General features: G+C 35.5%; 19 protein-coding genes. 4 read left to right on the top strand and 15 right to left on the bottom strand.

The features are described 5' to 3' along the window. Positions 1-14 precede the first annotated feature (14 nt). A complete protein-coding gene (gene uvrC / locus FFWV33_RS05390; protein ID WP_108739963.1) occupies positions 15-1,826 on the bottom strand; it encodes an excinuclease ABC subunit UvrC in 1,812 nt (603 codons plus the stop codon). Between the two features lie 368 nt (positions 1,827-2,194). Between uvrC and FFWV33_RS05385 the strand changes: the two genes are divergently transcribed. Further along, complete coding sequence (locus tag FFWV33_RS05385; RefSeq protein ID WP_108739962.1) at positions 2,195-3,172, top strand: succinylglutamate desuccinylase/aspartoacylase family protein; 978 nt, start codon at positions 2,195-2,197, stop codon at positions 3,170-3,172. Beyond that, a complete protein-coding gene (locus tag FFWV33_RS05380; protein ID WP_108739961.1) occupies positions 3,159-3,740 on the top strand; it encodes a 5-formyltetrahydrofolate cyclo-ligase in 582 nt (193 codons plus the stop codon). The genes FFWV33_RS05385 and FFWV33_RS05380 overlap by 14 nt, the downstream gene beginning before the upstream one ends. A 73-nt stretch (positions 3,741-3,813) precedes the next feature. On the opposite strand, the gene FFWV33_RS05375 is transcribed toward FFWV33_RS05380, so the two are convergent. Beyond that, a complete protein-coding gene (locus FFWV33_RS05375; protein ID WP_108739960.1) occupies positions 3,814-4,317 on the bottom strand; it encodes a CAP domain-containing protein in 504 nt (167 codons plus the stop codon). 411 nt (positions 4,318-4,728) lie between these two features. On the opposite strand from FFWV33_RS05375, the gene FFWV33_RS05370 reads away from it, so the two are divergent. Continuing rightward, entirely contained in the window at positions 4,729-5,451 is a 723-nt protein-coding gene (locus tag FFWV33_RS05370) for a T9SS type A sorting domain-containing protein (RefSeq protein WP_108739959.1), read from the top strand. Positions 5,452-5,746: 295 nt separating this feature from the next. Here FFWV33_RS05370 and FFWV33_RS05365 read toward each other — a convergent pair whose 3' ends face one another. The 8 genes from FFWV33_RS05365 to gdhA all read right to left on the bottom strand — a co-directional run bounded on the left by FFWV33_RS05365 (position 5,747) and on the right by gdhA (position 17,811). After that, entirely contained in the window at positions 5,747-6,343 is a 597-nt protein-coding gene (locus tag FFWV33_RS05365) for a lipoprotein signal peptidase (protein ID WP_108739958.1), read from the bottom strand. A gap of 187 nt (positions 6,344-6,530) precedes the next feature. Further along, positions 6,531-6,911, bottom strand: coding sequence for a TraR/DksA family transcriptional regulator (locus FFWV33_RS05360; protein ID WP_108739957.1), 381 nt, complete (start codon positions 6,909-6,911; stop codon positions 6,531-6,533). 7 nt (positions 6,912-6,918) lie between these two features. Then, positions 6,919-10,383, bottom strand: coding sequence for an isoleucine--tRNA ligase (gene ileS / locus FFWV33_RS05355; RefSeq protein ID WP_108739956.1), 3,465 nt, complete (start codon positions 10,381-10,383; stop codon positions 6,919-6,921). Positions 10,384-10,475: 92 nt separating this feature from the next. After that, positions 10,476-12,152: a glucose/sorbosone family PQQ-dependent dehydrogenase gene (locus FFWV33_RS05350; protein WP_108739955.1), complete on the bottom strand. Its 1,677-nt coding sequence runs from the start codon at positions 12,150-12,152 to the stop codon at positions 10,476-10,478. Positions 12,153-12,199: 47 nt separating this feature from the next. After that, entirely contained in the window at positions 12,200-12,913 is a 714-nt protein-coding gene (gene recO, locus FFWV33_RS05345; RefSeq protein WP_108739954.1) for a DNA repair protein RecO, read from the bottom strand. Positions 12,914-12,969: 56 nt separating this feature from the next. Beyond that, positions 12,970-14,064, bottom strand: coding sequence for an acyltransferase family protein (locus FFWV33_RS05340; protein WP_108739953.1), 1,095 nt, complete (start codon positions 14,062-14,064; stop codon positions 12,970-12,972). Further along, a complete protein-coding gene (porZ, locus tag FFWV33_RS05335; protein WP_108739952.1) occupies positions 14,054-16,333 on the bottom strand; it encodes a type IX secretion system anionic LPS delivery protein PorZ in 2,280 nt (759 codons plus the stop codon). The genes FFWV33_RS05340 and porZ overlap by 11 nt, the downstream gene beginning before the upstream one ends. Before the next feature lie 134 nt (positions 16,334-16,467). Continuing rightward, a complete protein-coding gene (gene gdhA, locus FFWV33_RS05330; RefSeq protein WP_108739951.1) occupies positions 16,468-17,811 on the bottom strand; it encodes an NADP-specific glutamate dehydrogenase in 1,344 nt (447 codons plus the stop codon). Between the two features lie 234 nt (positions 17,812-18,045). On the opposite strand from gdhA, the gene FFWV33_RS05325 reads away from it, so the two are divergent. Next, positions 18,046-18,849, top strand: a complete 804-nt coding sequence (locus FFWV33_RS05325; protein ID WP_108739950.1) for a THC0290_0291 family protein — start codon at positions 18,046-18,048, stop codon at positions 18,847-18,849. A 183-nt stretch (positions 18,850-19,032) separates the two neighbouring features. Here the strand turns inward: FFWV33_RS05325 and FFWV33_RS19710 are convergent, their stop codons facing one another. From FFWV33_RS19710 to FFWV33_RS05305, 5 genes are all read right to left on the bottom strand, one after another. Continuing rightward, a complete protein-coding gene (locus FFWV33_RS19710) occupies positions 19,033-19,203 on the bottom strand; it encodes a hypothetical protein (RefSeq protein WP_342748671.1) in 171 nt (56 codons plus the stop codon). Positions 19,204-19,215: 12 nt separating this feature from the next. Next, positions 19,216-20,022: a Gfo/Idh/MocA family protein gene (locus FFWV33_RS05320; protein WP_342748670.1), complete on the bottom strand. Its 807-nt coding sequence runs from the start codon at positions 20,020-20,022 to the stop codon at positions 19,216-19,218. Positions 20,023-20,041: 19 nt separating this feature from the next. Further along, complete coding sequence (locus tag FFWV33_RS05315; RefSeq protein WP_159085976.1) at positions 20,042-22,066, bottom strand: ATP-binding protein; 2,025 nt, start codon at positions 22,064-22,066, stop codon at positions 20,042-20,044. 302 nt (positions 22,067-22,368) lie between these two features. Further along, positions 22,369-23,496 (bottom strand): glycerate kinase, encoded by a 1,128-nt coding sequence (locus FFWV33_RS05310; RefSeq protein ID WP_108739948.1) that lies wholly within the window; start codon positions 23,494-23,496, stop codon positions 22,369-22,371. Between the two features lie 60 nt (positions 23,497-23,556). Further along, positions 23,557-25,179 (bottom strand): sodium:solute symporter family transporter, encoded by a 1,623-nt coding sequence (locus FFWV33_RS05305; protein WP_108739947.1) that lies wholly within the window; start codon positions 25,177-25,179, stop codon positions 23,557-23,559. Positions 25,180-25,182: the final 3 nt, after the last annotated feature.

The raw sequence follows: 25,182 nt of genomic DNA, 5'->3' as shown, positions 1-25,182 counted from the left end.
TACTGACAAAAGAATTAATTTGTTTTCTTTTCGGATTGTGTTTTGTAAAATTCGACTATTTTTTTGGCTTTCGATGCACCTATCACTGCCGAAATCTCTTTTTCGGTTACTAATTGCAGTCTTTTAACACTTTTAAACTGCTGGATTAGAGCAAGCATCGTCTTTTCTCCAATTCCGGGAATCGATTCTATCGAGCCATTCAATGCTTCTTTGCTTCGTCTGTCTCTATGGTGCGTGATTCCAAAACGGTGTGCCTCATTTCGCAATTGCTGAATCACCTTCAAGGTTTCCGATTTTTTATCCAAATACAAGGGCACCGAATCTCCCGGATAGAATAACTCTTCCAAGCGTTTGGCAATACCAATAATCGCTATTTTTCCTCGTAACTCGAGTGCGTCCAAACTCTTCAAAGCCGATGATAATTGCCCTTTACCACCATCAATAATAATCAAATTGGGCAAAGGCTGTTCCTCATCAAGCAATCGCTTGTAGCGGCGATAGACTACTTCTTCCATCGAAGCAAAATCATCTGGACCAACCACTGTTTTAATATTGAAGTGGCGGTAATCCTTCTTGCTTGGTTTTCCATCTTTAAAAACAACACAAGCCGAAACCGGATTGGTTCCCTGAATATTGGAGTTATCAAAACACTCAATATGTCTTGGCTCTACCGGCAAACGTAAGTCCTTTTGCATTTGTGCCATAATTCTATTGGTATGGCGATCAGGATCTACAATTTGTAACTGCTTCAGTTGCTCAATTCTATAAAATTTAGCATTCCTAATCGATAAGTCGAGTATTTGCTTTTTGTCACCCAATTGAGGAACCGTCACTTTTATATTTTCTCCCAAGTCGACTGTAAACGGAACAATAACTTCACGAGACAATAATTTAAAACGCTCTCTAAGCTCCACAATGGCCAATTCTAGCAATTCCTCATCCGTTTCATCCAACTTCTTTTTGATTTCCATGGTATGCGAACGAATAATAGCACCGTGCGAAATCTGCAAAAAGTTTACATACGCAGCCCCTTCGTCCGAAACGATAGAGAACACATCTACATTGGTAATCTTAGGATTTACAACCGTAGAACGTGACTGATAATTCTCTAATATTTCTATCTTTTCTTTAATTTTCTGCGCCTCTTCAAAATGCATGTTTTGGGCCAAATCCATCATCACCTTTTTGAAATCGCGCATGCTGCTCTTGAAGTTCCCTTTCAAAATATCCCGAATCGCATCTACTTGCTGTTGGTAATTATCTAAGGATTCATAGGCTTCACACGGGCCTTTGCAGTTGCCAATATGGTATTCTAAACAAACCTTAAATTTCCCCGATTCGATATTCCATTTGTTCAAATCCAAATTACAAGTGCGTAAGGGATACAATTCTTTGATCAAATCCAAAATCGTACTCACGGTCTTGAAACTAGTATATGGTCCAAAATACTCCGACCCATCTTTGATCATTCTTCTTGTAGCGAATATTCTCGAAAAAGGTTCTTTTTTAATACAAATCCAAGGGTAACTTTTATCATCACGCAAGAGTACATTGTAGCGCGGCTGCAGGGTTTTAATCAAATTATTCTCTAGCAGCAAGGCATCCGTTTCTGTGGGTACAACTATATGCTTTATGGTCACAATCTTTTTTACCAGCACATTTGTCTTGGCGCTATCATGCACTTTATTAAAATAAGACGAAACCCTTTTTTTTAGATTCTTAGCCTTACCTACATATAAAATTTTTCCTTCTTTGTCGTAATATTGATAAACACCCGGCCCATCAGGCAACGTTTGTATTTGAAGTTCAAGAGGTGGTTTTTGCATTATTTATCTGTTTCATCAAATGTATTTTAAACATTCAATTGCATTATCGGGCTACTATCCCAATCTATTTTAAAAATTATTATTTGGCTGTGCCAGCAATAAAAACGGAGCTTACACTAGTTTGTGGGTACAAAACCCCCTTTTTATTGCTTTCATGCTCCCGACGCTTCGAGGCACGCTACTATGGTAGCTAGCTCTTATCACTCACGCAAGACAAAATCAAACCAACAATTAGCCATTAATCCTAAAAAAATACTATCCCACACCAACCTATTGGTACAAGACAAAAATAGTAGGTGCTACTTGCTGTTTCATCCAAAATTACGAATTTCAAATAATAATTTCTACATTTAGGCTTTATTTAAGATATGAAGAACAGTAAACCGTTAGTAATACTAGGAGAAACCATTTTGCCGGGGCAAAGCAAAACCATCGATATGGAAATCGCTAAACTCCACAATGCCGCCAAACTCAAAATCCCTGTAATTATTCAACGTTCTAAAATTGATGGTCCAACCGTACTTTTCTCGGCGGGAATTCATGGTGACGAAATTAATGGCGTCGAAATTGTACGTCAATTGATTACCAAAAAAATCAACAAGCCCAAACGAGGTACCATAATTTGTATTCCGATCATCAATATGTTTGGATACATTAATATGTCTAGACAATTTCCAGATGGGCGTGATTTGAATCGTGTTTTTCCAGGAACCAAAAAAGGATCCCTTGCTAGCCGATTTGCCTATCATGTAATGACCGAGATTTTACCACATATTGATTATGCAATTGATTTTCATGCTGGTGGAGCAAGTCGTTTCAATGCACCACAAATACGTTTGGTACCTGATAATGTAGAGCTCAAACAACTAGCGGATATATTTAACGCACCTTTTACCTTATTTTCAAAAAATATTGCGGGGACATTCAGAAATTCGAGTCAGAAAACAAATGTCAAAATGTTACTTTTTGAAGGTGGTAAATCATTAGACATTAACGATGACGTAGCCGATGCTGGAACAGAAGGTGTGAAACGCTTTTTATCATTTTTAGGTATGTTGGACCCAAAACACGAAGTACAATTTAAGGAGTCTGAGAGTATCTATATCAACAAATCGCTTTGGTTACGCGCCAAATGCTCAGGTATGTTACATGATCATAACAAAATAGGACAGTTTGTAAAAAAGGGCGATGTATTGGCCACTATCTCTGATCCATTTGGGAAATTTGAACAAAAAGTGAAAGCCCCCAACGATGGTTATATCATCAATGCCAACCACTCGCCAATTGTTTACCAGGGAGATGCGGTCTATCACATTTCAAAAACGTTATACAATGAGCCAAAATAAAAAAGACTTGCGCGCCAAGTACAAAAACTTACGACAAGAATTAAGTGAAGATACTATTCAAGAACTGAGCTTGGATATTACTAACCTTGCCATCTCATTACCTATTTGGGACAAAACCTATTTCCATATTTTTTTGCCCATCGTGGAACAAAAAGAAATAGATACCGAATTAATCTTGCACCTACTCGCTGGCAAAGACAAAGAAATTGTAATCTCAAAAGCCAATTTCGAAACTAGAGCCATGATACACTTCTTGTTAACCGATAATACTAAGATTAAAAAAAACGAATATAATATTCCTGAACCCGTGGATGGTCTGGAAGTTCCATCATCAAAAATTGATGTTGTGTTTCTTCCTTTATTAGCTTTCGATCAAAAAGGAAACCGTGTGGGCTACGGCAAAGGATTTTATGATAATTTTTTGACGCAATGTAAACCCGAAACTATCAAAATCGGACTTTCATTTTTTGAGCCCGAAACCCAAATTGAAGGTGTTTTTGAAGGTGATATTGCATTAGATTATTGTGTTACTCCCAAACAAATCTATACTTTCAACCCTATTCTTTAACGACAATTACAAACCCAATTCTCACTGATTGATTTACTTTCGATAAAAACTACCTATCGAATCCATCTTGAGATTACAATTTTACATAAATATTGGTGTAATATTTTTTACCTGTTTTTGGACACTCTTTGATTGCAATTCCAAAATGTGTAAAATCGCCTTCAATATTCTGTTTGTGAGATTCACTGTTCAACCAAGCTGATAAAACAGCTTGTGAGCTATTAAAATTATACGCTAAATTTTCAGCTACTTTCTCTGCTCCCAGCGTTTTAATAATCGCAGTACATCTCGCAGTAAAATCATTATGACTAATTTTATTTTCTGCAATCATATAATCACAATGCTCTTCTGATTTTAAAGAAGCATAATCTACTTTCTCTAAATTATTCAAGCCTTTGCTTGCTCTATAGGCATTAATTAACTCTAATGTTTCGATCTCTAAAGTATCATAATTATGCTGATTTATGATTACATTTTTATTTGTGTGTACAGCTACAGGGCTAGCATCTTCACTAGAACAAGAATTCATTGATAGCGAAAAGATCGTAAGTAATAATGGGAGTATAATTGCTTTCATGGTATGGGAGTTTGAGTTTGTAAAAGTTGTTTTGTTGTTTGTTTGTTATACAAATGTACCAACTAAACACGTTTATCAGCATTCTTTATCGACGAACGGCATATTGCTTTCCATGAATGGAATGTAGCTTTCTGTGAACCCAAAATAGTCATGTGAATAACTAATATTCAACCGTTTACCGAAGACAAAACCTCTAATTTCTTCGACCAATGGCATATTTTGCTTCATTAGTTACATTCTTTGCTCCATTTGTTGCCATTGCTCACACTCACTACTGCTACCTTTACAACCGCAGTACAAGCCACTTAAAACTTGCTGCTTTCAACTCTTCATTCTGTATCTCATACCTGCAAAACAGTATTTGCCTTGGAGATTATATAACCTGAATTATTAACTAAACCATTTATAAACATGAACAATTTTACACGCGCATTATTTTTAACAACTTCTTTATTTACTGGAGCAATGGGCTTTTGTCAAATGAGTATTACTAGTCAGTCTACTCCAGCCAAACTAGTACAAGGAAAAGAGGTAGATCTTTCAATTACGTACACCTCAGCAGTACCCGTAGAATTCCAAATACAACTATTTAAAACTGTTGGAGGTGAAATTGATTATGCAAATGGAAGCATAGACATTTACATCGGAAAGTTTTACACGGGCACAAATCCGCCTACACAAATTATTACCACAGCAGGTTACCCTCAGCTACCCGCTACAGCGACACCCTCTACGGTAACTTTTCACCAATATGTAGATCCAACTAGTATTAAAAATCCTGTTGGAACAAACTACAAATGGTTTGTAAAGATTTCTGCAGATCCTAATACTAACACTCCTGGAACAGATATTGCTTATGGAGATAATAATATTGTAACTCAGATTTATCCTGAAGGAACAGTTCTTGGAACTGCAGCTTTTATCAGTCCAGAAGAAATGTACTTTGATAACAGTACAAAAATGTTAATCATCAAAGAAACACAATCAAAAAAAGTTTCAATCTATGATTTAAATGGTAAAGAAGTTAAAACAGTTTCTCTATTAAATGGAAAAACTGTTGATTTATCATCACTAACTAAAGGCGTATACCTTTTGAAAACAGATGATAATAAAGCAATGAAAATTGTACGATAAAGTAATGGCACTAGATGAAGCACAACGAGAGTTGTGCTTTTTTTTGTTTAAAACTCTTTTGAATATAAAAATATAGATAATTATACCCGTCTATTTTGATAGTTGAGTTAGGACTAGTTATTGTTAAAATAAGCCTAACTACTTTATTAACCGTACCAAGCTACAAACTATTTATATATGAAGCGAAATCCCTATCTTAACAAAAATAAGCTACAGATTGAATTAAAATGAGGTCATAAAAAAAGCGGACAATTCGATTTTGTCCGCTTTTTTTATGTTGTACAGCTATCACTGACTATTTTTTGAATGCTTTTTTGTTGAATACTATTAGGATTCCAACACCGGTAGAGATCGCAATATCAGCGATGTTAAAGATTGCATTGAAAAAAGTAAACTCTTTTCCGCCCCACAGTGGCAACCAGTCTGGTAAGAAGCCATGCCATATTGGAAAATAAAACATATCTACTACCTTACCATGAAAGTAAGTTCCGTAGGGTTGATCGGTAAAAATGGTGGCTAATTGTGAGTGACTATCATCAAAAATTACCCCATAAAAAACGGAGTCTACAATATTACCAAACGCTCCTGCAAAAATTAATGCAATCGCTACAATTAGATAATTTGAATTACTTTTTTGTTGCACCGTATCCCACAACCAATATGCGATTCCGCCAACGGCAAAAATCCTGAAAACAGTCAAGAACAATTTACCGTATTCTCCAGGTATTTTTGTACCCCAAGCCATTCCTTCGTTTTCGACGAATAAAATTTTACACCAGTTGAAAATTTCGACTTCTTCACCTAATATAAAATTGGTTTTGACATATGTTTTGGTAATTTGATCTAGTAATAAAATAAAGAAGATCAAGAGGTATGCTCTGGTTAACGACATTTTAAATCAATTATATTTGTTATTGTGACGTGGTACTTTTCAGATTTAAAGCACTAAACAAAGTGCTTTCTGAAGTTACCCTACTAAAAAAGGTAATCAAGCTCACCTATTTTAAGTGCGTAAAAGTAATGATTTTATCAAAAAAAACGCTCCCAAAGGAGCGTTAAATACCAATAGAAGAAACTAATTATCTCTGTAAGTTTTTTGCTTCGATACTCATAGTAGCATGAGGAACGATTTTTAAGCGTTCTTTACCAATCAATTTCCCAGTTACTTTACAAACTCCATATGTTTTGTTTTCTACACGGAATAATGCATTTTTCAAGTCACGTATGAATTTCTCTTGACGAATTGCCAATTGCGAATTTGCTTCTTTAGACATTGTTTCACTACCTTCTTCAAATGCTTTGAATGTTGGCGATGTATCATCTGTACCATTATTCAAGTCATTCATATAGGCGCTTTTGATCAAATCTAAGTCAGATTGCGCTTTCTCTATTTTATTTAAAATAATAACCTTAAACTCCGCTAAATCAGCGTCGGAGTATTTTGTAGCTTCATCTGTCATAACCCAATTATTTAGTAATCATTATTAACGTTTTAATATCATCAAATTCAATTTCATTGCCATTTTCAATTTTTTCTTGAAAAATTAAATCCTCTGTTAATGTCTCTGATTTGATATAGTTTAAATTTTCTTTCACCGCAGCTTCCAAAATACTGTTGTTTTGTAAATGGACTTTAATTTTATCCGTTACTTCAAAACCAGAATCTTTTCTTAGGTTTTGAATTCTATTTACCAACTCTCTTGAAACCCCTTCACTCCTTAATTCTGGTGAGATTACAATGTCTAATGCCACCGTAATTCCGTTCGAATTTGCAACCAACCATCCTTCAATATCTTGGGATGTAATCTCTACATCTTCCAAGGTTAAAGTTATGTTATTTCCTGCAATCTCAGTTATATAACTTCCGCTACGCTCCAACTGGTTAATCTCATCGTTTGACAAAGACTGTATCTTCTTGGAAACCAGCCCCATATCCTTACCAAATCGTGGTCCTAATGCCTTGAAATTAGGCTTAATTTGCTTCACTAAAATTCCAGATGCATCGTCTAAAAGTTGTATTTCTTTAACATTTACTTCTGCTTTTATCAAGTCTGAAATGGCCTCTATTTCTACCCTCTGACCTTCGTCAAGTACCGGTATCATTACCTTTTGCAAAGGTTGACGTACTTTGATCATTTCCTTTTTTCTAAGTGACAAAACCAGTGATGAGATAGTCTGCGCTTTCTGCATTCTGCTCTCTAACGATTTATCAACAAAGTTTTCAACGTATTCTGGGAATTTCGCCAAATGTACACTATCAAAATCTTCTGACTGTGTTGCCAAAGTTAAGTCTCTGTAAAGCTTGTCCATAAAGAAAGGAGCAATTGGCGCAGCTAGTTTACTTATCGTTAACAAACAAGTATAAAGTGTTTGGTAGGCCGCTATTTTGTCTTGTGCATATTCACCTTTCCAAAAACGACGACGACATAAACGTACATACCAGTTGCTTAAATTTTCTTGAACAAAGTCAGATATCGCACGTGCTGCCTTGGTAGGCTCATAATCTGCATAGTAGCTATCTACATCTTTTACAAGCGTATTCAACTCCGAGATAATCCATTGATCAATCTCAGGTCGCTCCTTCATTGGTATATCTGCTTCATTGTATTTAAAACCATCAATATTGGCATACAAACTGAAGAACGAATACGTATTATAAAGTGTACCAAAAAATTTACGACGTACCTCAGCAATTCCTTCCAAGTCAAACTTCAAGTTGTCCCAAGGATTTGCATTGGCAATCATGTACCAGCGCGTTGCATCTGGTCCGTACTCGGCTAAGGTTTTAAAAGGATCTGCAGCATTCCCTAAACGTTTAGACATTTTTTGTCCGTTTTTGTCTAGTACCAATCCATTCGACACCACATTTTTATAGGCTACTTTATCAAAAACTAAAGTTCCAATAGCGTGCAAAGTATAGAACCATCCACGTGTTTGATCTACACCTTCGGCAATAAAGTTGGCTGGAAAATCTTGATTTCCATCAATTTTCTCTTTGTTTTCGAATGGGTAATGCCATTGCGCATACGGCATTGACCCAGAGTCAAACCATACGTCAATTAAATCTGCTTCACGCTTCATCGGTTTACCTGAAGGCGAAATCAATGTGATAGCGTCGACCACATTTTTGTGCAAGTCAATCAAATCATAATTAGCCTCGTCCATGTTTCCAATTTCAAATCCTTTAAACGGATTTTCAGCTTGAACACCTGCAGCAATAGCTTTTTCAATTTCTTCGTATAATTCACCCACAGACCCAATCAAGATTTCTTCTTGTTTGTCCTCTGTTCTCCAAATTGGCAACGGAATCCCCCAGTATCTCGAGCGAGATAAGTTCCAGTCGTTGGCATTTTTCAACCAGTTTCCAAAACGTCCTTCTCCGGTAGCCTTTGGTTTCCAGTTGATCGTTTCGTTCAATTCGAACATTCGATCTCTAACCTCTGTGATCTTGATAAACCAAGAATCAAGAGGATAGTACAAAATAGGTTTGTCTGTTCTCCAACAATGTGGATAACTATGGACATATTTCTCCACCTTAAAGGCTTTGTTTTCTTCTTTTAACTGAATAGCGATTTCCACATCTAATGAACGTTCTGGAGCTTCGCCATCATCATAGTATTCATTCTTAACATACTTACCTGAATAAGCACCTAATCCTTCAATGAACTTTCCTTGTAAGTTCACTAGTGGCACTGGAGTTCCATCTGCATCCAAAACTAACATCGGGGGTACTTCTGGAGTAGCTTCTTTGGCTACTTTTGCATCATCTGCACCAAATGTAGGTGACGTATGTACGATTCCTGTTCCGTCTTCGGTAGTTACGAAATCTCCTGATATTACTCTAAAAGCATTTTCTGCGTTTTGGTACGGAAGTACCAATGGCATTAATTGCTCATATTTAATTCCAACCAGATCTGCACCTTTTGCTTCAGCGATGATTTGAAACGGAATTTTTTTATCACCTGATTTGAAATTCTCAAAGTCAGTTGCGTCTTCGCTAGCAAAGAAACCTTTCCCAAATTGTTTTCCAACTAAGTTTTTAGCAAGAACCACGTTTGTAGGCATGAACGTATATTGATTGAATGTTTTTACAACCACATAGTCAATTTTCGGTCCTACGGTCAAAGCCGTATTTGAAGGTAATGTCCAAGGTGTTGTGGTCCAAGCAAGAAAATAAAAATCCCCACCCCTACCCTCCCCGAAGGGAAGGGAGTCTAGTCCGAAAGCTTTGGCAAAAGTATTTTCCACAACGTCTCCCTCTCTTTTGGAGAGGGTTGGGGTGAGGACTTTGAATTGAGCCACTACGGTCGTATCTGTAACGTCACGATAACTTCCTGGCTGATTTACCTCGTGCGAGGACAATCCTGTTCCTGCTTTTGGAGAGTACGGCTGAATGGTATACCCTTTGTACATCAAATCTTTATTATAGATTTGTTTCAAGAGCCACCAAACCGTTTCCATATACTTGGATTTATAAGTAATATATGGATCTTCCATATCTACCCAGTAACCCATTTTTTCTGTAAGGTCATTCCATACGTCCGTATAGCGCATAACCGTTTTTTTACAAGCTTCGTTATACTCTTCTACCGTAATTTTGGTACCAATATCTTCTTTGGTAATTCCTAATTCTTTTTCGGTGCCCAGTTCAACTGGCAGACCATGAGTATCCCATCCTGCTTTACGCTTTACTTGATACCCTTTTTGGGTTTTATATCTACAAAAAATATCTTTTATGGCGCGTGCCATTACGTGATGTATTCCAGGTAATCCGTTTGCTGATGGTGGGCCTTCAAAAAAAACGTACGGTTCTGCACCTTCTCTTGTTGTGACACTTTTTTCGAATATATTTTTTTCTTTCCAAAAATCAAGTACTTCAGACGCTACCGTTGGTAGGTCAAGTCCTTTGTATTCAGTAAATTTTGAGCTCATTTTGTCCTTTTCTTTAGTCGAAGTGCGAAAGTAATAAAATTAAACCGAAAGTCGAAAGTCGAAAGTCGAAAGTTTAACTTGTGAGCTTCTGCTTACTCTTTTATAACCATTAATTTTTTGGTTGTTTTATTCCCATTTTCATCAAGTAAATTAACAAAATACAAACCGTTTGCTATTTCGTTTATTGAAATGGATTGATTTGATTTTGGACTTACAACTTCTTTCGTAATGCGTCCATTAGTATCAATTATTTGAAGTTTTTGAAACTGCATTTTTGTACTATCAAAAGAGATTTTGAAATCATTTTTAGCCGGATTGGGTGTCAAAACCACCTCCTTTGATGACTCAAAAGCAGTCGCACCCAGAGTTACTCGCGTATATTTTACTTTGATAATGATTCCTGGATTCTGAATTGATATGGAGTTGTTATTAGAAGGCCCCGAAGTAGACCCACTGCTATCTGTGATAATATAGAATGTTATTCCGTCTGGTGCAGCTACAATATCACGGTATCTATTTTGGGTGTACCAAAGTTCCTCAAAATCATCATTTGTTCCGTCTGCCTCTGGATCTGCAATAGCATTAAATCCATTACCCGAAGCATCAATTGCTGCTCTGTAAATTCGACCACGTTTTAAGGTCGTAACAAGTAATGAGTTTCCCCAACCCGGTATAAGACCTTTTTCATAAATATCCATCCCTGCAGGAGCAACTGTTGGCCAACAAATATATCCACAACCAGCTTGAAAATCATAAGAACTAGCAACAGTACCCCACGTTTGAGTAGGATTCTTGTAGTTTGAAGGCAGCGCCCAACTCATCTCTGTAGTAATTGTAGCTCCGGATGGACAACTAAAATCTGAATAACTGTTGCTGTTGCAATTTGGAGCAGTAGACCAATTACAATATTCATAAGCCTTATTATCAACATATCCAGAAATATTTGGCCAACCATAATTTTTACCCGCTTCGATAATGTTCATTTCATCATCTGATTTCGGACCGTGTTCAGACGAATATAGTTTTCCATTAGACCCAAAAACTAATCCTTGTGCATTTCGATGTCCATAGGTGTATACATGACTTCTTATTCCACTCAATGTTGGGTTATCTGTCGGTATTGATCCGTCCAAATTCATTCTTAGAATCTTACCCTCATACGCACTATAATCCGATGTGTTTGTTGGTAGAACTTGCGCTTTTATTGGGTTACAAGCATTAGAAAACTGGTTGTTACCCTGGTCTCCAATTGTGTAATATAATTTCAAATCGGATCCAATTGCCAAGCGACCCGAATTGTGGTCCACGCTCCCAGACAATCCTTCGATTAAAACCATTTCATTGGCTAAACTGCCATCCTCTCCGGTTTTAGAATATGTAAACCTAGAAATTCTAAGTTTTCGCGAACCAGAATAATAAGTATAAGCCACATAAGCATAATCATTACCTACATTTTGACCAAACTGTGGATGCAAAACAATCCCTAACAAACCGTCTTGCCCGCCTGTGGAATACACTGCCGCAATATCGATTAAAAGATCTTTTGTTCCTGTGGTTGTATTGTACCTTGCAATTTCTCCATTTACCCTCTGCGTAATCCATAAATTATCATCTGGCGCATACAAAATATCATACGGATTGTCTAACAAATTATTTGGTCCCAATTGAGAAATAGCCCAGCTATCTCCCGGAATCGGATCTGTTAATTGAGCGATAGCGGTTGCACCGAAGAAAAATATCCCAAGAAGGGTAAGAGTAGTTTTTGACATAAGTTTTTTTCAAAATTAAGAAAGATTAGCATCTAACTTGAACTTTTTCAAGAAAAAACTTCTTTCAAAACTTCAAGAGATTTTGGATTTCTAAATCCATCTAGGTGAAAACGATAATAATCCATCAAAATCTTCAATAATATCTGCCTTTCAAGTACATGAAATACTTTCTGATTGGTATCGAACTTAAGACCGATCAATACTTTAAACAATGTCGTTTGATGCCCTGTTAGAGAATCTACACCTATAAATGGCGTGAATTGTCCGTCACGCATATCAAAAAAAGATTGATCAATATCGGTAACATCCGGATAAAAACCCAAATATTTGGAAATCTCAAGCAACAAAATAAGATGAAAATTTGAAATATCATCATGCGTATCCAGCCACAATAAAGCTACTTCTAAAAAATCAAATAGCGATTCGTTTTTCTCTTCTTCATGAATCGAATGATACAAGACCTCAGAGAGAAACAATACCATTGTACTTTTAAAAATATCAGTGTGTACACTCTGAAAAGGAGCGCTAATTTTAATTTCTTTGAAATGCTCCATAGTCCCTTTGTTTTTATGATCTGCCTCGATTTCTAAAATAGAAAGCGGCTGAAAATAAGCTATCTTTTGGTTGCTTTTTCGACCCGAAAAAGCAGAGCGTACAAAATAAGTTTTGAGCCCACTAGATTGTGTAAAACATTTTACAATCAAACTTTTTTCTTGATACTTGATGGAAGAAATTACTATGGCTTTTGTTTTGACTAGCACGGACTAAATAGAATTATGTGGGTAAAATTATATGTAAAAAATAAACATTGTTAAATCTAAAATTTCTTTTTTAGCTTCAAAAAATAAGTTTCATAGTATTTAAATGAAAAATGTGCAAGTAGTACGGTTATTAATATTATTAAAGTGTTTTCAAGTACTATATAAATACTATACGAGAGATATATCTTATTTAAAAATTTTAAAAATAAAAAACCAACAAATTGCATAACAATAGCATGATACATGTAAATACCATAGGAAATTTTTCCTAGATAATTTAAGACTACATTGTCTAATAGTATATTTTTCTTTTGCGACAAAACTGAAATCACTAAACCAAACAGCACCATACTTAGCATATGATAAGGTATATCTAGTAAATTTGATCTAAAAATTGAAGTAAAAAAATAAATTAAAAAAGTAAACAAAAGTGGATACTTAAATTTAAGTACTAAATTTTGAACGGTGCTACTTAACATAATTATACCACAAAGTCCACTGAATGAAAAATAAAAAAAGAACATACTATAATTTCGTAATAATGGCACCACTTTAGAAAAATAAAGTGCAAAATATAACAATGTGAACACGGCTAAAAAAACCTTTATTCTTTTGAGAGGTAGAAAAAAGAAGATCGGAGCTATAAAAAAGTAAAATTGCTCCTCTATAGCAATAGACCACAACATTTCGATGATACCTCCAGGTGAGTATGTACAAAAAATATTTGCAAAAAATGTACCTGACAACAACACGCCCAAAAACAGATCGTAATCAGCAACTGTAGGATAACCAAAAGATGGTAGGATAAATCGATAATAGAGAAATCCAAAAATCAACACTAAATAATAAAGCGGAAAAATTCGCAATATTCTTCTGTAAAAAAAGGCTTTGATTTTTATGGTATTATTTGCTCTTTTCTCAACATATAACTGCCTTATAATCAAAAATCCACTGAGTGAAAAAAACATAAAAACAGCCTCTGAACCTTTATGAAAAACTGCAAAATCATTATAAAAAGGTAAACCTCTATTTTGAAAAAACTGCGGAATATGAAAAATGACAACTAAAACTGCCAGTACAAAACGGAGACCTGTAAGATTAGGTAAACGTTTCAAATGTGATTCTTCTGTTATTTTTATATTATCGTACAATCATCACTTTTTTAACTTTCGTTTCAATACCATCCTCGGCTACGATAAAGATCATGTACACCCCCGTTGCAACTTTATATTTACCAAAAGCCGTTGTGTCCCATTCAATCGTCCCACCTTGTGAAGTGGTTTCATAAACTAAATTACCTTCAATATCAGTAATTTTAACATTGGCCTTATCTACCAATCCTGCAATCTTGACGGTACCTTCATACCCTGGTCGCACAGGATTGGGATAGACATAAGCGTTGTTTAAGTCTGAACTTGCTTTTGTGGCCACTCCCTTAAACGAGATCATCCCTTTGGATGTTGCTATAAAAACCTCCCCTGTAAGGCCATTTATTGCAATATCATTTATACTATTGCCGGGCAAAGGTGAATTTGTAGATGTAAAATGATAAATAGTTTTTTGACCATCTGGAGAAACAAAAAACACTCCAGAATCTGCCGTTCCAATCCACTTATTATTAGCCCCATCTACAACAATATCTGTGATGAATTGCTCATACAATAGTTCCTGAGCCACACCATCTTCGAGTATTATTATAGGTTTTGTAGTCAACTGATCTTCGGTAAAAAAATCATTAATATTAGACAGCACACGAAGTCCTTTAATAGTACCTATCCATAGCTGATTATTATTATCAGGGGTTACAACTCTAGCATCACGGTCAGGTAAATTTCCAACTGTTTCACCTACCGTAATTTTCTTGAATACATTACCAGTTTCATTAAAACCTAGTATACCTTCAGTAAAGGTAGCAGACCATTTTGTACTCCGCTTGTCAATTGACATCTTACCAAAACTACAAATTTGATAATTATTCAAAATTACTTCAGTTGAAAAACTTTGCCAAGTCCCATTGGCATTAAATACTTTTATTCCGTTTTTTACAAAACTATTATTTACCCATAGATTACCTGATTTATCAAATACCCCACCATTCACTCTTACATCGTTTGAATAATTGGGTATAAAAGATATATCCTCCAGCCCACTATTACTCTTGGTATATAAGGTAGTTGGAACATCATCTACAACTTTCAATAGACCACTGAAAAAAGAAAAGACAAATACATCACTTTCCTTATAGGGATTGACTGCTACTCTACCTGTAGACTGTACACCTAACACCATTTCATATGGTATATTTAACCATCCTGATGAACTAAACTTACTAATACCATTACTTTTAAGTGGATAAGGGTTATAGCTACTTGAATATCCTCCATAAACTGCCCACAAGGCTGTAGTACCAGAATCTATTGCAAAAATATTATTTTTAATTGGTCCGCTAGGGGTTGTGTTTTCAGCGGTGGTCCCACCTTGCAACAATAGCGTATACATGCCCTTGGCTGTAGTACCAATATAAACCTTGTCCTCTACGATGGCAGCACAACTAAAAACTCCGCCGCCTGGTATACTACTTGTATCAATTTGCCGTGTAGTTGCCAATGCTGAATTAAAGATAAAAATAGTACTTTGAGTTGTGACTATTAAATATTCACCTGAGCTTCTAATATCGTTAGGGAATTGATGTAAACTTCTAAAATTTACAAAAGAATTTGCACTATATCTATGTAGAGCTCCAGCAGAGTCTATTGCTACCAACTCTGATCCAAAAGTCTCTATTCCGCTCCAATATCCCGGAGAGATGGTAACCCATTGACTAAAATCAATTAAATTTTTGCTAGTTACTGTTGCTCTTTTAATTCCGACTGCTGTTGCGGCATAGATAAATCCATCAAATACCGCAGTTTGATTGACTTTTATCTCAACACCGTTATCACCTATAAAGTAGGTATCTCCAAAAAGCATTGTATTTAAATTAAACTGAACTATTCCGAAATCGCAAGAAACATATATAATACCTTGGTATTCCATGAAATGATTAACTCTTTTGACGCTAGTAGGGATTTGTTTGTTTAAGATATCAACCACTTTCAAAATTTTGCCATCAGTGTCATTTATCACAGTCAGCAAACCGGTTTCATATCCCACAATTGTTTTATTCAAACTCGTACTATGGTACATTGCTGTTATAGTTTCACCAGACAAACCATCAATAGTGGTGATCGTTTTCAATTCATTCGAAACCAAATTTTTCGAAAACAAAGCATTTTCAGATGCAGCAAAAACAGCTGAAGTACTTGCTGAAATATCTTTTATTTCGTTGTATGAGAAATAGCCTTGCCACGATAAATTGCTCTGTGCCAAAACCACATGACTCACAAATAAGAGTAAAAAAACTGCTATTATCTTTTTCATTATCTACACCCTTTAGGTCCACAAATATAACGTAAAGATAGGTATTCGAAATTTATAACTTTATAAAAAAAGACTCCCTACAATAATGCGTCATGCAATACCGTAGAGAGTTTCAACTATAAGTTAAAAAAAAATTATACGACTCCTTGTGCAAGCATAGCATCTGCTACTTTTACAAAACCAGCAATATTTGCTCCTTTTACGTAGTCGACATACCCTGATGCATCTGACCCATAAGCTACACATGAAGCATGAATAGAAGTCATGATTCCTTTTAATCGCTCATCTACTTCTTCTGCTGTCCAGTTTAAACGCAATGAGTTTTGAGACATTTCTAATCCAGAAGTAGAAACCCCTCCTGCATTTGATGCTTTTCCTGGTGCAAATAAAACTTTAGCTTCTTGAAAAACAGCCAAAGCTTCTAGCGTAGTTGGCATGTTTGCTCCCTCGGTCACGCATATACATCCGTTTGCTACCAATTGTTTTGCTTCAGCTTCACTAACTTCATTTTGTGTTGCACATGGCATTGCTATGTCACACTTCACACTCCATGGACGACTATCTGCGATATATTTTGCATTAGGATATTTTGCAACATATTCACTAATTCTACCTCTAGCTTCATTTTTAATGTACATCACGTGTGCTAACTTTTCTGGAGAGATTCCTTCCTCGTCATAAATATAACCAGCAGAATCTGATAAGGTAACCACTTTTGCACCCAATTGTGTTGCTTTTTCAGCGGCATATTGCGCCACATTTCCAGAACCAGAAATAGCAACAATCTTACCAGACAAATCATCTCCTTTGGTAGCCAACATACTTTGTGTGAAATAAACAGCACCATAACCAGTTGCTTCTGGGCGAATTAATGAACCTCCATAAGACATACCTTTACCAGTAAGTACTCCTGTAAATTCATTTCTTAGTCGTTTATATTGACCAAACAAGTACCCTATCTCTCTACCACCAACTCCAATATCTCCTGCAGGAACATCAGTATTCGCACCGATATGTTTAGACAATTCGGTCATAAAACTTTGGCAAAAACGCATTACTTCATTATCTGATTTACCTTTAGGGTCAAAATCAGCTCCACCTTTTCCACCACCCATTGGCAATGTAGTAAGGCTATTTTTAAAGGTTTGTTCGAAAGCTAAAAATTTTAAAATACTAAGATTTACTGATGGATGGAAACGAAGACCTCCTTTATAAGGTCCGATTGCTGAATTCATTTGAATACGGAATCCTCTGTTTACTTGTGTTTGACCTTTGTCATCTGTCCAAGCAACTCTAAAGATGATAATCCTATCAGATTCGACCATGCGCTCCAATAGCATTTTATTTTGGTATTTTTCATTTTGTTCAATAAACGGCATTACAGTCTCTGCTACCTCAACAACAGCTTGCAAAAATTCTGGTTCATTTGGATTTTTACGAGTAACCTCCGCTATAAAATTTTCAATATTTTTTGACATACATTTACATTTTAAGCACATTTAAGAAATCGATTTCGTGCTAAGGCAAATATACATTTTTTAACAAATCCCAATTAAAAAGTAACCTTAAAATTTAACTAAATTCTATTAAATTGTTATACTAGTGAATTTTCAATCATTAGTATACTGATAATCTTTCGGTTATTTCTCATTTGATAGGCCTCGGTAACTAGTATTTTATATCTTTGTCTTGACATGCAAAACCTACTTAATATGTTCAAATGCTTTATTATCCCATTATTTGCTCTATTTGCCTGCTCGAACGCAGCACAAGCGCAATTTGGGTTTTCACATGAAATCGGAATTATTGCAGGCCCCATTGCATTTCAATCTGATTACGGTGAACGCTATGACCTTAAAACTAATCTAGAAAATTCTGGTTTTGGTATAGGGATTATCCATTACCTAAACTTTTCATACGAAGCCGATTGTAATTGCTACACTCCTGACACCTACTTCAACGACCATTTTAAACTGCGAACAGAGTTGTCTTATAATAAAACAAACTTGGAACATGCAGGAGAATGGGTCAAGCCAGAGCGCACAGGTCTAGGTGCTGACCAACTACGAGCGATGAAGGGAAGCACGCAACTGACAAATATTGGTATGCAGCTCGAATATTTTCCGTTGAGTATTCGCGATTTTACATCAAGAACGGGTAGTCTAGGACCCTTTGTGAGTTTGGGAGCACAGTTTAGCTATTACAATGCTGAAGCACATTCATCTCTTGGTCCATTAGGATCTCCTTTAACTACTTTTCCAAAATACCTTACTCCTTCAGGCAATCGTCCTTTTGGGTTTTCTACAGAAAGTAATACCGTTTGGTCTGTAGTTTCAAGTGTTGGTACTCGATATAAGCTAAGTCCTTTGCGTGATTTAATGATCGATTTACGATTTCAGTATTTCTTTTCGAATTGGGTCGATGGTCTAAACCCAAATCCAGATATTTATAAAGAAAACAAGGCTAATGATTGGCTAGTATGGCTCAATTTTGGCTACATCTATTACCTTCAATAAAAGTAGGAATATAAATTAAAATCCCAATTCTAAAATATCAGAATTGGGATTTTTTACTTTCTCAAACATCTTAAAAAAAGAGAAAGCATATGATGTATTAACTTATGCTAAATTACAAATTAACCAGCTCAATAACAACTAGTTAAAAGTTAACATTTTGTAAAATTACAACTTACACCTTTCTTATTCTTTAACAATTTGTTCTAATACCCAGCTTGTATGTAGTGCTGATTTCCCTGTAGATGGATGTTCCATATTATCTGCTAAATGCTCTTTCATGTTTTGTACGTGATATAACTGTACATTTTCAGGATGTTCGATAAATAGCTCTACCATTCCGTTTTCATTCGTCAAAAATAGGGGAACTTATTCAAAAACTGCAAATTCAATTTTACCCTTACTTCCTATTATTTGTACTTTATCTTCTCGTGTAGCACACCCAAAATTCCAGCTTCCTGTACCCGTTACACCAGACTCATGCATCCACGATGCCACAATAGCATCATAAGCGGAGTATAATCCTTGTTGATTATTAGCAAACCCAGAAACTTGTTTTATATCTCCCAATAGATAATTGAATAAATCCATACCGTGACTGGCCAAATCATCAAAATAGCCACCAATCGCTACCTTCGAATCCGTTCTCCAATTGTATTCTCCTGAAAGATCTTGTTCGGATGTTTTCTTGCTTAAATGCCAATTTATATGTCTTAGATCACCAATAGAATTGGCATCGAGCCATTTTTTAATTTGGGTAAAACGAGGTAATGAGCGGCGGTAATAAGCCACAAATAACGGGATTTTTTGTTCCTCAAAAGCATTATAAATTTCGACGCAATCCTCATAATTTGGCGCCATAGGTTTCTCGATACAACAAATTTTACCTGCTGCAGCTACTTTTAAACTATAAAATTTATGAGAATCTGGTGGCGTAGCAATATAGATTGCATCTATCTCTGGATCATTAATTAATTCTTCTGCATTTGCATAATGCTTTTGAACTCCATGCCTATGTGCATAATCTGCTGCTTTAGCTCCATCTCTACGCATGACAGCGAGCAATTCAAAACCGGGCGTTTTTTGGTAAGCAGGTCCGCTTTTTACTTCGGTGACATTACCACAGCCTATGATTCCCCAACGTATAATTTGAGAAATACCTTCAATTGTAGTCATTTAAAAAAAATTTGAAATATTATACTAACTCTTCAACAGCTATTTCTGGCTGATCCATACATTCTTCTGTGCAATACGGCAATGTAAAACTAAATGATGAACCTACTCCTACCTCTGAATTTACAGTAATAGTTCCGCCCAATTTCTCTACAAAATCTTTGCATAAAATCAAACCTAGACCCGTTCCTCCTTCACTATTAGTCCCTGGCCTTGATTTTCGATAATCTACAACAAATATTTTTTCGAGTATATTTGGAGCCATACCAATCCCTGTATCCCTAATCGTGATGCAAATCTTTTTGTCTATTAACTCACTTATGGCTGTCACAGTTCCTTTCTCGGGTGTAAATTTAATTGCATTCGAAATTAAATTGCGAATTATAGTTGCCAATTTATTTTTATCAGTGATAAATTTCAAACTAGGATCAATCTTATTTTCAAGTATAATTTCCTTTTGCAGTGCTTGTATTTCGAGCAGTTTTAATTCCTCAGTCACTACTTTAAACAAATCAACTTTTTTATTTTTAACAGGATTCTCTTGGTTTACGGCCCATTGCAAAACATCATTTAAAATCACCGATGCTTTGGTTGCAGACTCTTGAATAACCTTGAGGTACATTTTACTCTCTTCTTCGTCGTAATCACCATCATCGTGGATCATTAAGTCGGTAAAGCCTTCGATAGAGCTCAAAGGATTTTTCAAATCATGCGCAATAATTTTGAAGAGCTTATTCTTAGTTGTATTTAAGTCGCTTAAGTAATCATTTTGAATTTGAATTCTATCCTTCATCTCACTAATTTCTTTAGATTTCAAAATTAATTGACGATTGAATTCACGTTTTGCTTTTTGCTGAAATTTTAAAACGACAACAAAGACTACCAGAGCGAGTAATAAAAAAACAAGAAAGTAAGTAATATCTCTTTTTGATTGTAATTTTAATTGATTGTTTTCATTTTTAACCTCCAGTTCACTAACTTGAAATTGTGATTTTTCAAGTTCAAGAACACTCTGAAAAAGTTGTATTTTCTTTTTTTCGGTATCTTTAAGGGTTCTTTGTTTAATGTCAATGTAGTCATTTTTGAACTGTAGTGCCAAACTCTGCTTACCCATTTTCTCATAAGCTTTTGAAGCTAAAAGTAAACTACTGGTTTCAATTTCAATATTATGGGTAGTCTTGGTCAATTCTAAGCTACTGCTGACATAATCGATGGCTTCATCATACAGTCCCAAATTTAACTTAGCCTCGGCAATATTATATTTAATTAATGAGTTAAAGTCATCGCTCTTTAGGCCCTTGGCTAGTGCCAAAGAGTGATTAAAGTAAGAGATTGCCTTATTATACTGCTTCAGATTATTATAACAGTCACCAATGTTATTGTAGTTAATTGCTAGGTTGTAGCGATTATTTGTTTTTTTTACAGCCGTCAAAGACTTGGAATAAAACACAATAGCCTGTTCAAATTTTCCTTGATTAGCGATGGTATTAGCCATATTGATATAACTTATAGCTATACCGTTATAATTTTTGGCTTCCATAAAAATCGGAAAAGTCTTTTTAATATACTTGATCGCAACTCGAGGATTTTTATTACCGTAGATTGTACCGATTCCGTTATAGCAGTCAGCCATTCGCAATTTATTACCACTATCTTCAAACAAACGCAGTGCACGTATGTAATACTTAAATGCTACGTCATCTGATCCTACACTCAAATAAGATTCACCTAAGTAAAAATTTATTTCACTTAACGCCTTGGGCATTTGTAAATTTTCATAAATCGGCAAAGCTTTATTAAAATATTTTATTGCCTCAAAATTATCATATCGCTCGTAAAAAAACATCCCACCTTTAAAGTAAACCTTTGCGACTTGCTCCTCTAACTTTCTATCAATCGCAATAAAAGATGCTTTATTAAATAATTTTACGGCTTCTGCTTTTTGTTCTATTGGTAAGCTTGATGCTTTTTTAAGATAAGTATCTATTTGCAAAGTATCGACCACATAGGTATCTGTCTCTGCCTTTTGCCCTAAAACAAATTGCATAAATAATATCGATAAAATACATAAAAAAACATTTTTCATATAGGTCACAAATAAAAAGCGCTGTAGATTGCACCAAAGTCGTTCTGCGAATATAAGCCTAAATGTTAAACAGTTAACAAATTTTAACGTTAAAAAGCCTATTTATGAAAAAACCAGCTTTAACAATTAACAGTACAAAAGATGATTTGGTAAACCAATAGCCTATTTTTCTAACGACTACTACTAAACGACGAAAGCAGAAACACACTGTGTTTCTGCTTTTTTTATGCTTTTGCTAGGACTTCAAATCCTTACTATTTGTATCAATTTGCTCTATTACTTTCTATCATTTGATATGTCATTTCGGTTAAATGTACTGCTGCATTTTGCATAGCATCTTCTACCGTCACTCCCAAATCCATTATTGACTGTATACTTTCTGGCTTCAAATTATCAGTAATTAAGTCCATATCTTTCACAATTCCAGCAACTATTGCAAACGGAATTTTATTTTGACGTGCTCTCTCACTAATTCCCTTGATTACTTTACCTTCAATGGTTTGTTTGTCTACACTTCCTTCACCAGTAATTATTAGATCTATGTTATTTTGGATTACTACATCAAAACCTGTTTGCTCCATTACAAAATCTATTCCTAACTGCATTTTAGCATTTAAAAAACAAACTGCTCCAGCACCCATTCCTCCAGCAGCTCCAGCCCCTTCTAATGTTGCTACATTTTGTCCCAAATATTTTTCGACCTGAACACTAAAGTTTTGCAATCCCAAATCAAGTTGCTCAATATCTGTTAGTGAAGCTCCTTTTTGCGCAGCATACACCTGCGCAGCGCCATTGCTACCGTACAAGGGATTTTTTACATCACAAACTACCGTAAAATGAACCGACTTTAAGACTTCGATCACTTTGTCTGTTGTGATTTTATCAATATTGATCAATTCTTTACCCACTGGTGCAACAGTTTGGCCTTCTTTCGAAAAAAAACCAAAACCCAATGCGGTTGCCATTCCAATGCCACCATCATTGGTAGCCGAACCGCCAATAAATAATATTATTTTTCGAAAACCTTTATTCACCGCATCCAAGACGAGTTGTCCTGTACCAAATGAGGTCGAATTGCTGCAATCTCTATCCAATGCATCTACAAGCAGTAAGCCCGATGCATTTGCCATTTCAATAAATGCCGTATGATCATTGTATTTATAAGTAGCTGTTGTGGTGCGAAACAAAGGATCTTTCACTACAACGGCTGCTGTTTTTAACTCAAAATAATTCTGCAAAATAGTCAAGGTTCCTTCACCTCCATCTGCCAACGGATGTTTGATCGTTTCAATAGTTGCATCATATTTATGAATCCCTGCTTCGATGGCATTGCAAACTTCCATTGCAGACAACGAACCTTTAAACTTATCTGGTGCTATCACTATTTTCATCAGCGCTACTTTTTTTTAAATTAAAACTATTATTTTGGGCGTGCAACGCACAAAGTACTACTAATGTACACTTGCAAGAATAGCAGGTAGACTCCAACTAAGGCCTAAAATAGCTATAAAGAAAACCACCAAAATGTAAACCTCTTTTGTAAATATATCTTCTCTTTTTACTTTAAATTCAATATTAATATCTTCATTTTTATCTGTTTTATACAATGCACTCACAACTAAAGCCAATACAAAAGTCAAAACAAAACCAGTAAGATTAAACCAAATCCAAAAGATATCTTCAAAGAAATATTTGATCATAACGTTTATCAAAACTCCACCTACGATACCAACATTCATTCCAATGTAGTTCACTCTTTTTACCAAAATAGCGATAATAAAAGTCGCCAAGATAGGACCATAAAATTGTGACGAAATCATATTGATCAATTCAATCACAGTACCGCCATTGTTTCCAAAAAGATACGCAGATGCGATACAAACAAATCCCCAAAAAACAATTGCTAGTTTAGATAGTTTCATGTAGCGAGCTTGACTCAACTTTACTTTTCCTCTATTAAACAAATCTTCAACAGTTACTGCTCCTAGCGAGTGAATTGTAGCACTCACAGATGACATTGCCGCAGAAAGGATTCCGACGATCAAAATACCAATTAAACCGTGAGGCAAATATTTCATAATAAAAACAGGCAACATCAAATCAGGTTTGATTCCGTTTTTCAAAAACTCTTCAGGATAATGTTGTTTGGTAACTGCTGCAATTTCATTCATGAAATCTGGAGTCAAGTTTACCAAAGCTCCAATAATCAATCCCATTATACAGTAGGTTAATACTACCGGAAAACGAAGTAATCCATTGGTCAATAATATTTTTTTGGCAGCATCCTCATCTTTTGCAGATATTAAACGTTGCGCTTGTGTTTGATCGGTACCATAATAAGAAAGATACAAGAACAAACCACCCAAAACCATAGGTAGCAACCCGTAAGTTCCACCATCAAATCCTAGATTAGGAACATCGATAACTTGTAAACGTTGACTATCAAATCCTGTGAAATCTGGATTGGCTTTTAACAAATCCCAACCAAAATAGATACAGATTAACAAACCACCAAATAAGATTACCATTTGGATCGCATCACCCCATACAACTGCCTTCATGCCGCCCATGTATGAGTATACAATGGTAATAATGGTAATTAAAATAATGGTGTAATGAAAACTAATATTTAAAACCGACTGCAAGATAATAGCAATGGTGTATACCCCAACTCCTGTAGACAATGAACGACTTATTTGAAAAACAACACTCAATACAATACGTGTAGAGGTAGAAAAACGTCTTTCGATAAATTCATAAATACTTACAATATTGGCGCGATATAAGGGGGGAACAATAATTAATATAATTCCGATCATTGCCAGTGGCACTGCCAACTCAAAAGTCAACCACTTCATTCCGCCCCCTTGTGCCAAACCAACAAAGGCAGGAGCAGAAATGAAACTGATGGCAGAGAGTTGGGTTGCCATGGCAGATAAACTTAAGGGAAACCAACCCATTTGCTTACCTCCTAAGAAATAATCCTTTGCATCATTATTTTCCTTAAAAAAAACTCCTAATCCTAGAAAGGCAATTAGGTAAACGATAACCACTATATAGTCTATCCAGTTCATAAT

This window comes from Flavobacterium faecale (assembly GCF_003076455.1).
Taxonomy (GTDB): Bacteria; Bacteroidota; Bacteroidia; order Flavobacteriales; family Flavobacteriaceae; genus Flavobacterium; species Flavobacterium faecale.
Note: the sequence above shows the minus strand (reverse complement) of the source record. Positions and strands in the feature narration are given on the sequence as shown.

What these genes read in the sequence shown, in the direction of transcription:
- FFWV33_RS05305 (WP_108739947.1), bottom strand. Translation starts at nt 25,179, where the DNA reads ATGAACTGGATAGACTATATAGTGGTTATCGTTTACCTAATTGCCTTT.
- FFWV33_RS05360 (WP_108739957.1), bottom strand. Translation starts at nt 6,911, where the DNA reads ATGACAGATGAAGCTACAAAATACTCCGACGCTGATTTAGCGGAGTTT.
- FFWV33_RS05325 (WP_108739950.1), top strand. Translation starts at nt 18,046, where the DNA reads ATGTTCAAATGCTTTATTATCCCATTATTTGCTCTATTTGCCTGCTCG.
- ileS (WP_108739956.1), bottom strand. Translation starts at nt 10,383, where the DNA reads ATGAGCTCAAAATTTACTGAATACAAAGGACTTGACCTACCAACGGTA.
- FFWV33_RS05320 (WP_342748670.1), bottom strand. Translation starts at nt 20,022, where the DNA reads ATGACTACAATTGAAGGTATTTCTCAAATTATACGTTGGGGAATCATA.
- FFWV33_RS05385 (WP_108739962.1), top strand. Translation starts at nt 2,195, where the DNA reads ATGAAGAACAGTAAACCGTTAGTAATACTAGGAGAAACCATTTTGCCG.
- porZ (WP_108739952.1), bottom strand. Translation starts at nt 16,333, where the DNA reads ATGAAAAAGATAATAGCAGTTTTTTTACTCTTATTTGTGAGTCATGTG.
- uvrC (WP_108739963.1), bottom strand. Translation starts at nt 1,826, where the DNA reads ATGCAAAAACCACCTCTTGAACTTCAAATACAAACGTTGCCTGATGGG.
- FFWV33_RS05310 (WP_108739948.1), bottom strand. Translation starts at nt 23,496, where the DNA reads ATGAAAATAGTGATAGCACCAGATAAGTTTAAAGGTTCGTTGTCTGCA.
- FFWV33_RS05365 (WP_108739958.1), bottom strand. Translation starts at nt 6,343, where the DNA reads ATGTCGTTAACCAGAGCATACCTCTTGATCTTCTTTATTTTATTACTA.
- FFWV33_RS05315 (WP_159085976.1), bottom strand. Translation starts at nt 22,066, where the DNA reads ATGCAATTTGTTTTAGGGCAAAAGGCAGAGACAGATACCTATGTGGTC.
- FFWV33_RS05370 (WP_108739959.1), top strand. Translation starts at nt 4,729, where the DNA reads ATGAACAATTTTACACGCGCATTATTTTTAACAACTTCTTTATTTACT.
- gdhA (WP_108739951.1), bottom strand. Translation starts at nt 17,811, where the DNA reads ATGTCAAAAAATATTGAAAATTTTATAGCGGAGGTTACTCGTAAAAAT.
- FFWV33_RS05380 (WP_108739961.1), top strand. Translation starts at nt 3,159, where the DNA reads ATGAGCCAAAATAAAAAAGACTTGCGCGCCAAGTACAAAAACTTACGA.
- FFWV33_RS05375 (WP_108739960.1), bottom strand. Translation starts at nt 4,317, where the DNA reads ATGAAAGCAATTATACTCCCATTATTACTTACGATCTTTTCGCTATCA.
- FFWV33_RS05350 (WP_108739955.1), bottom strand. Translation starts at nt 12,152, where the DNA reads ATGTCAAAAACTACTCTTACCCTTCTTGGGATATTTTTCTTCGGTGCA.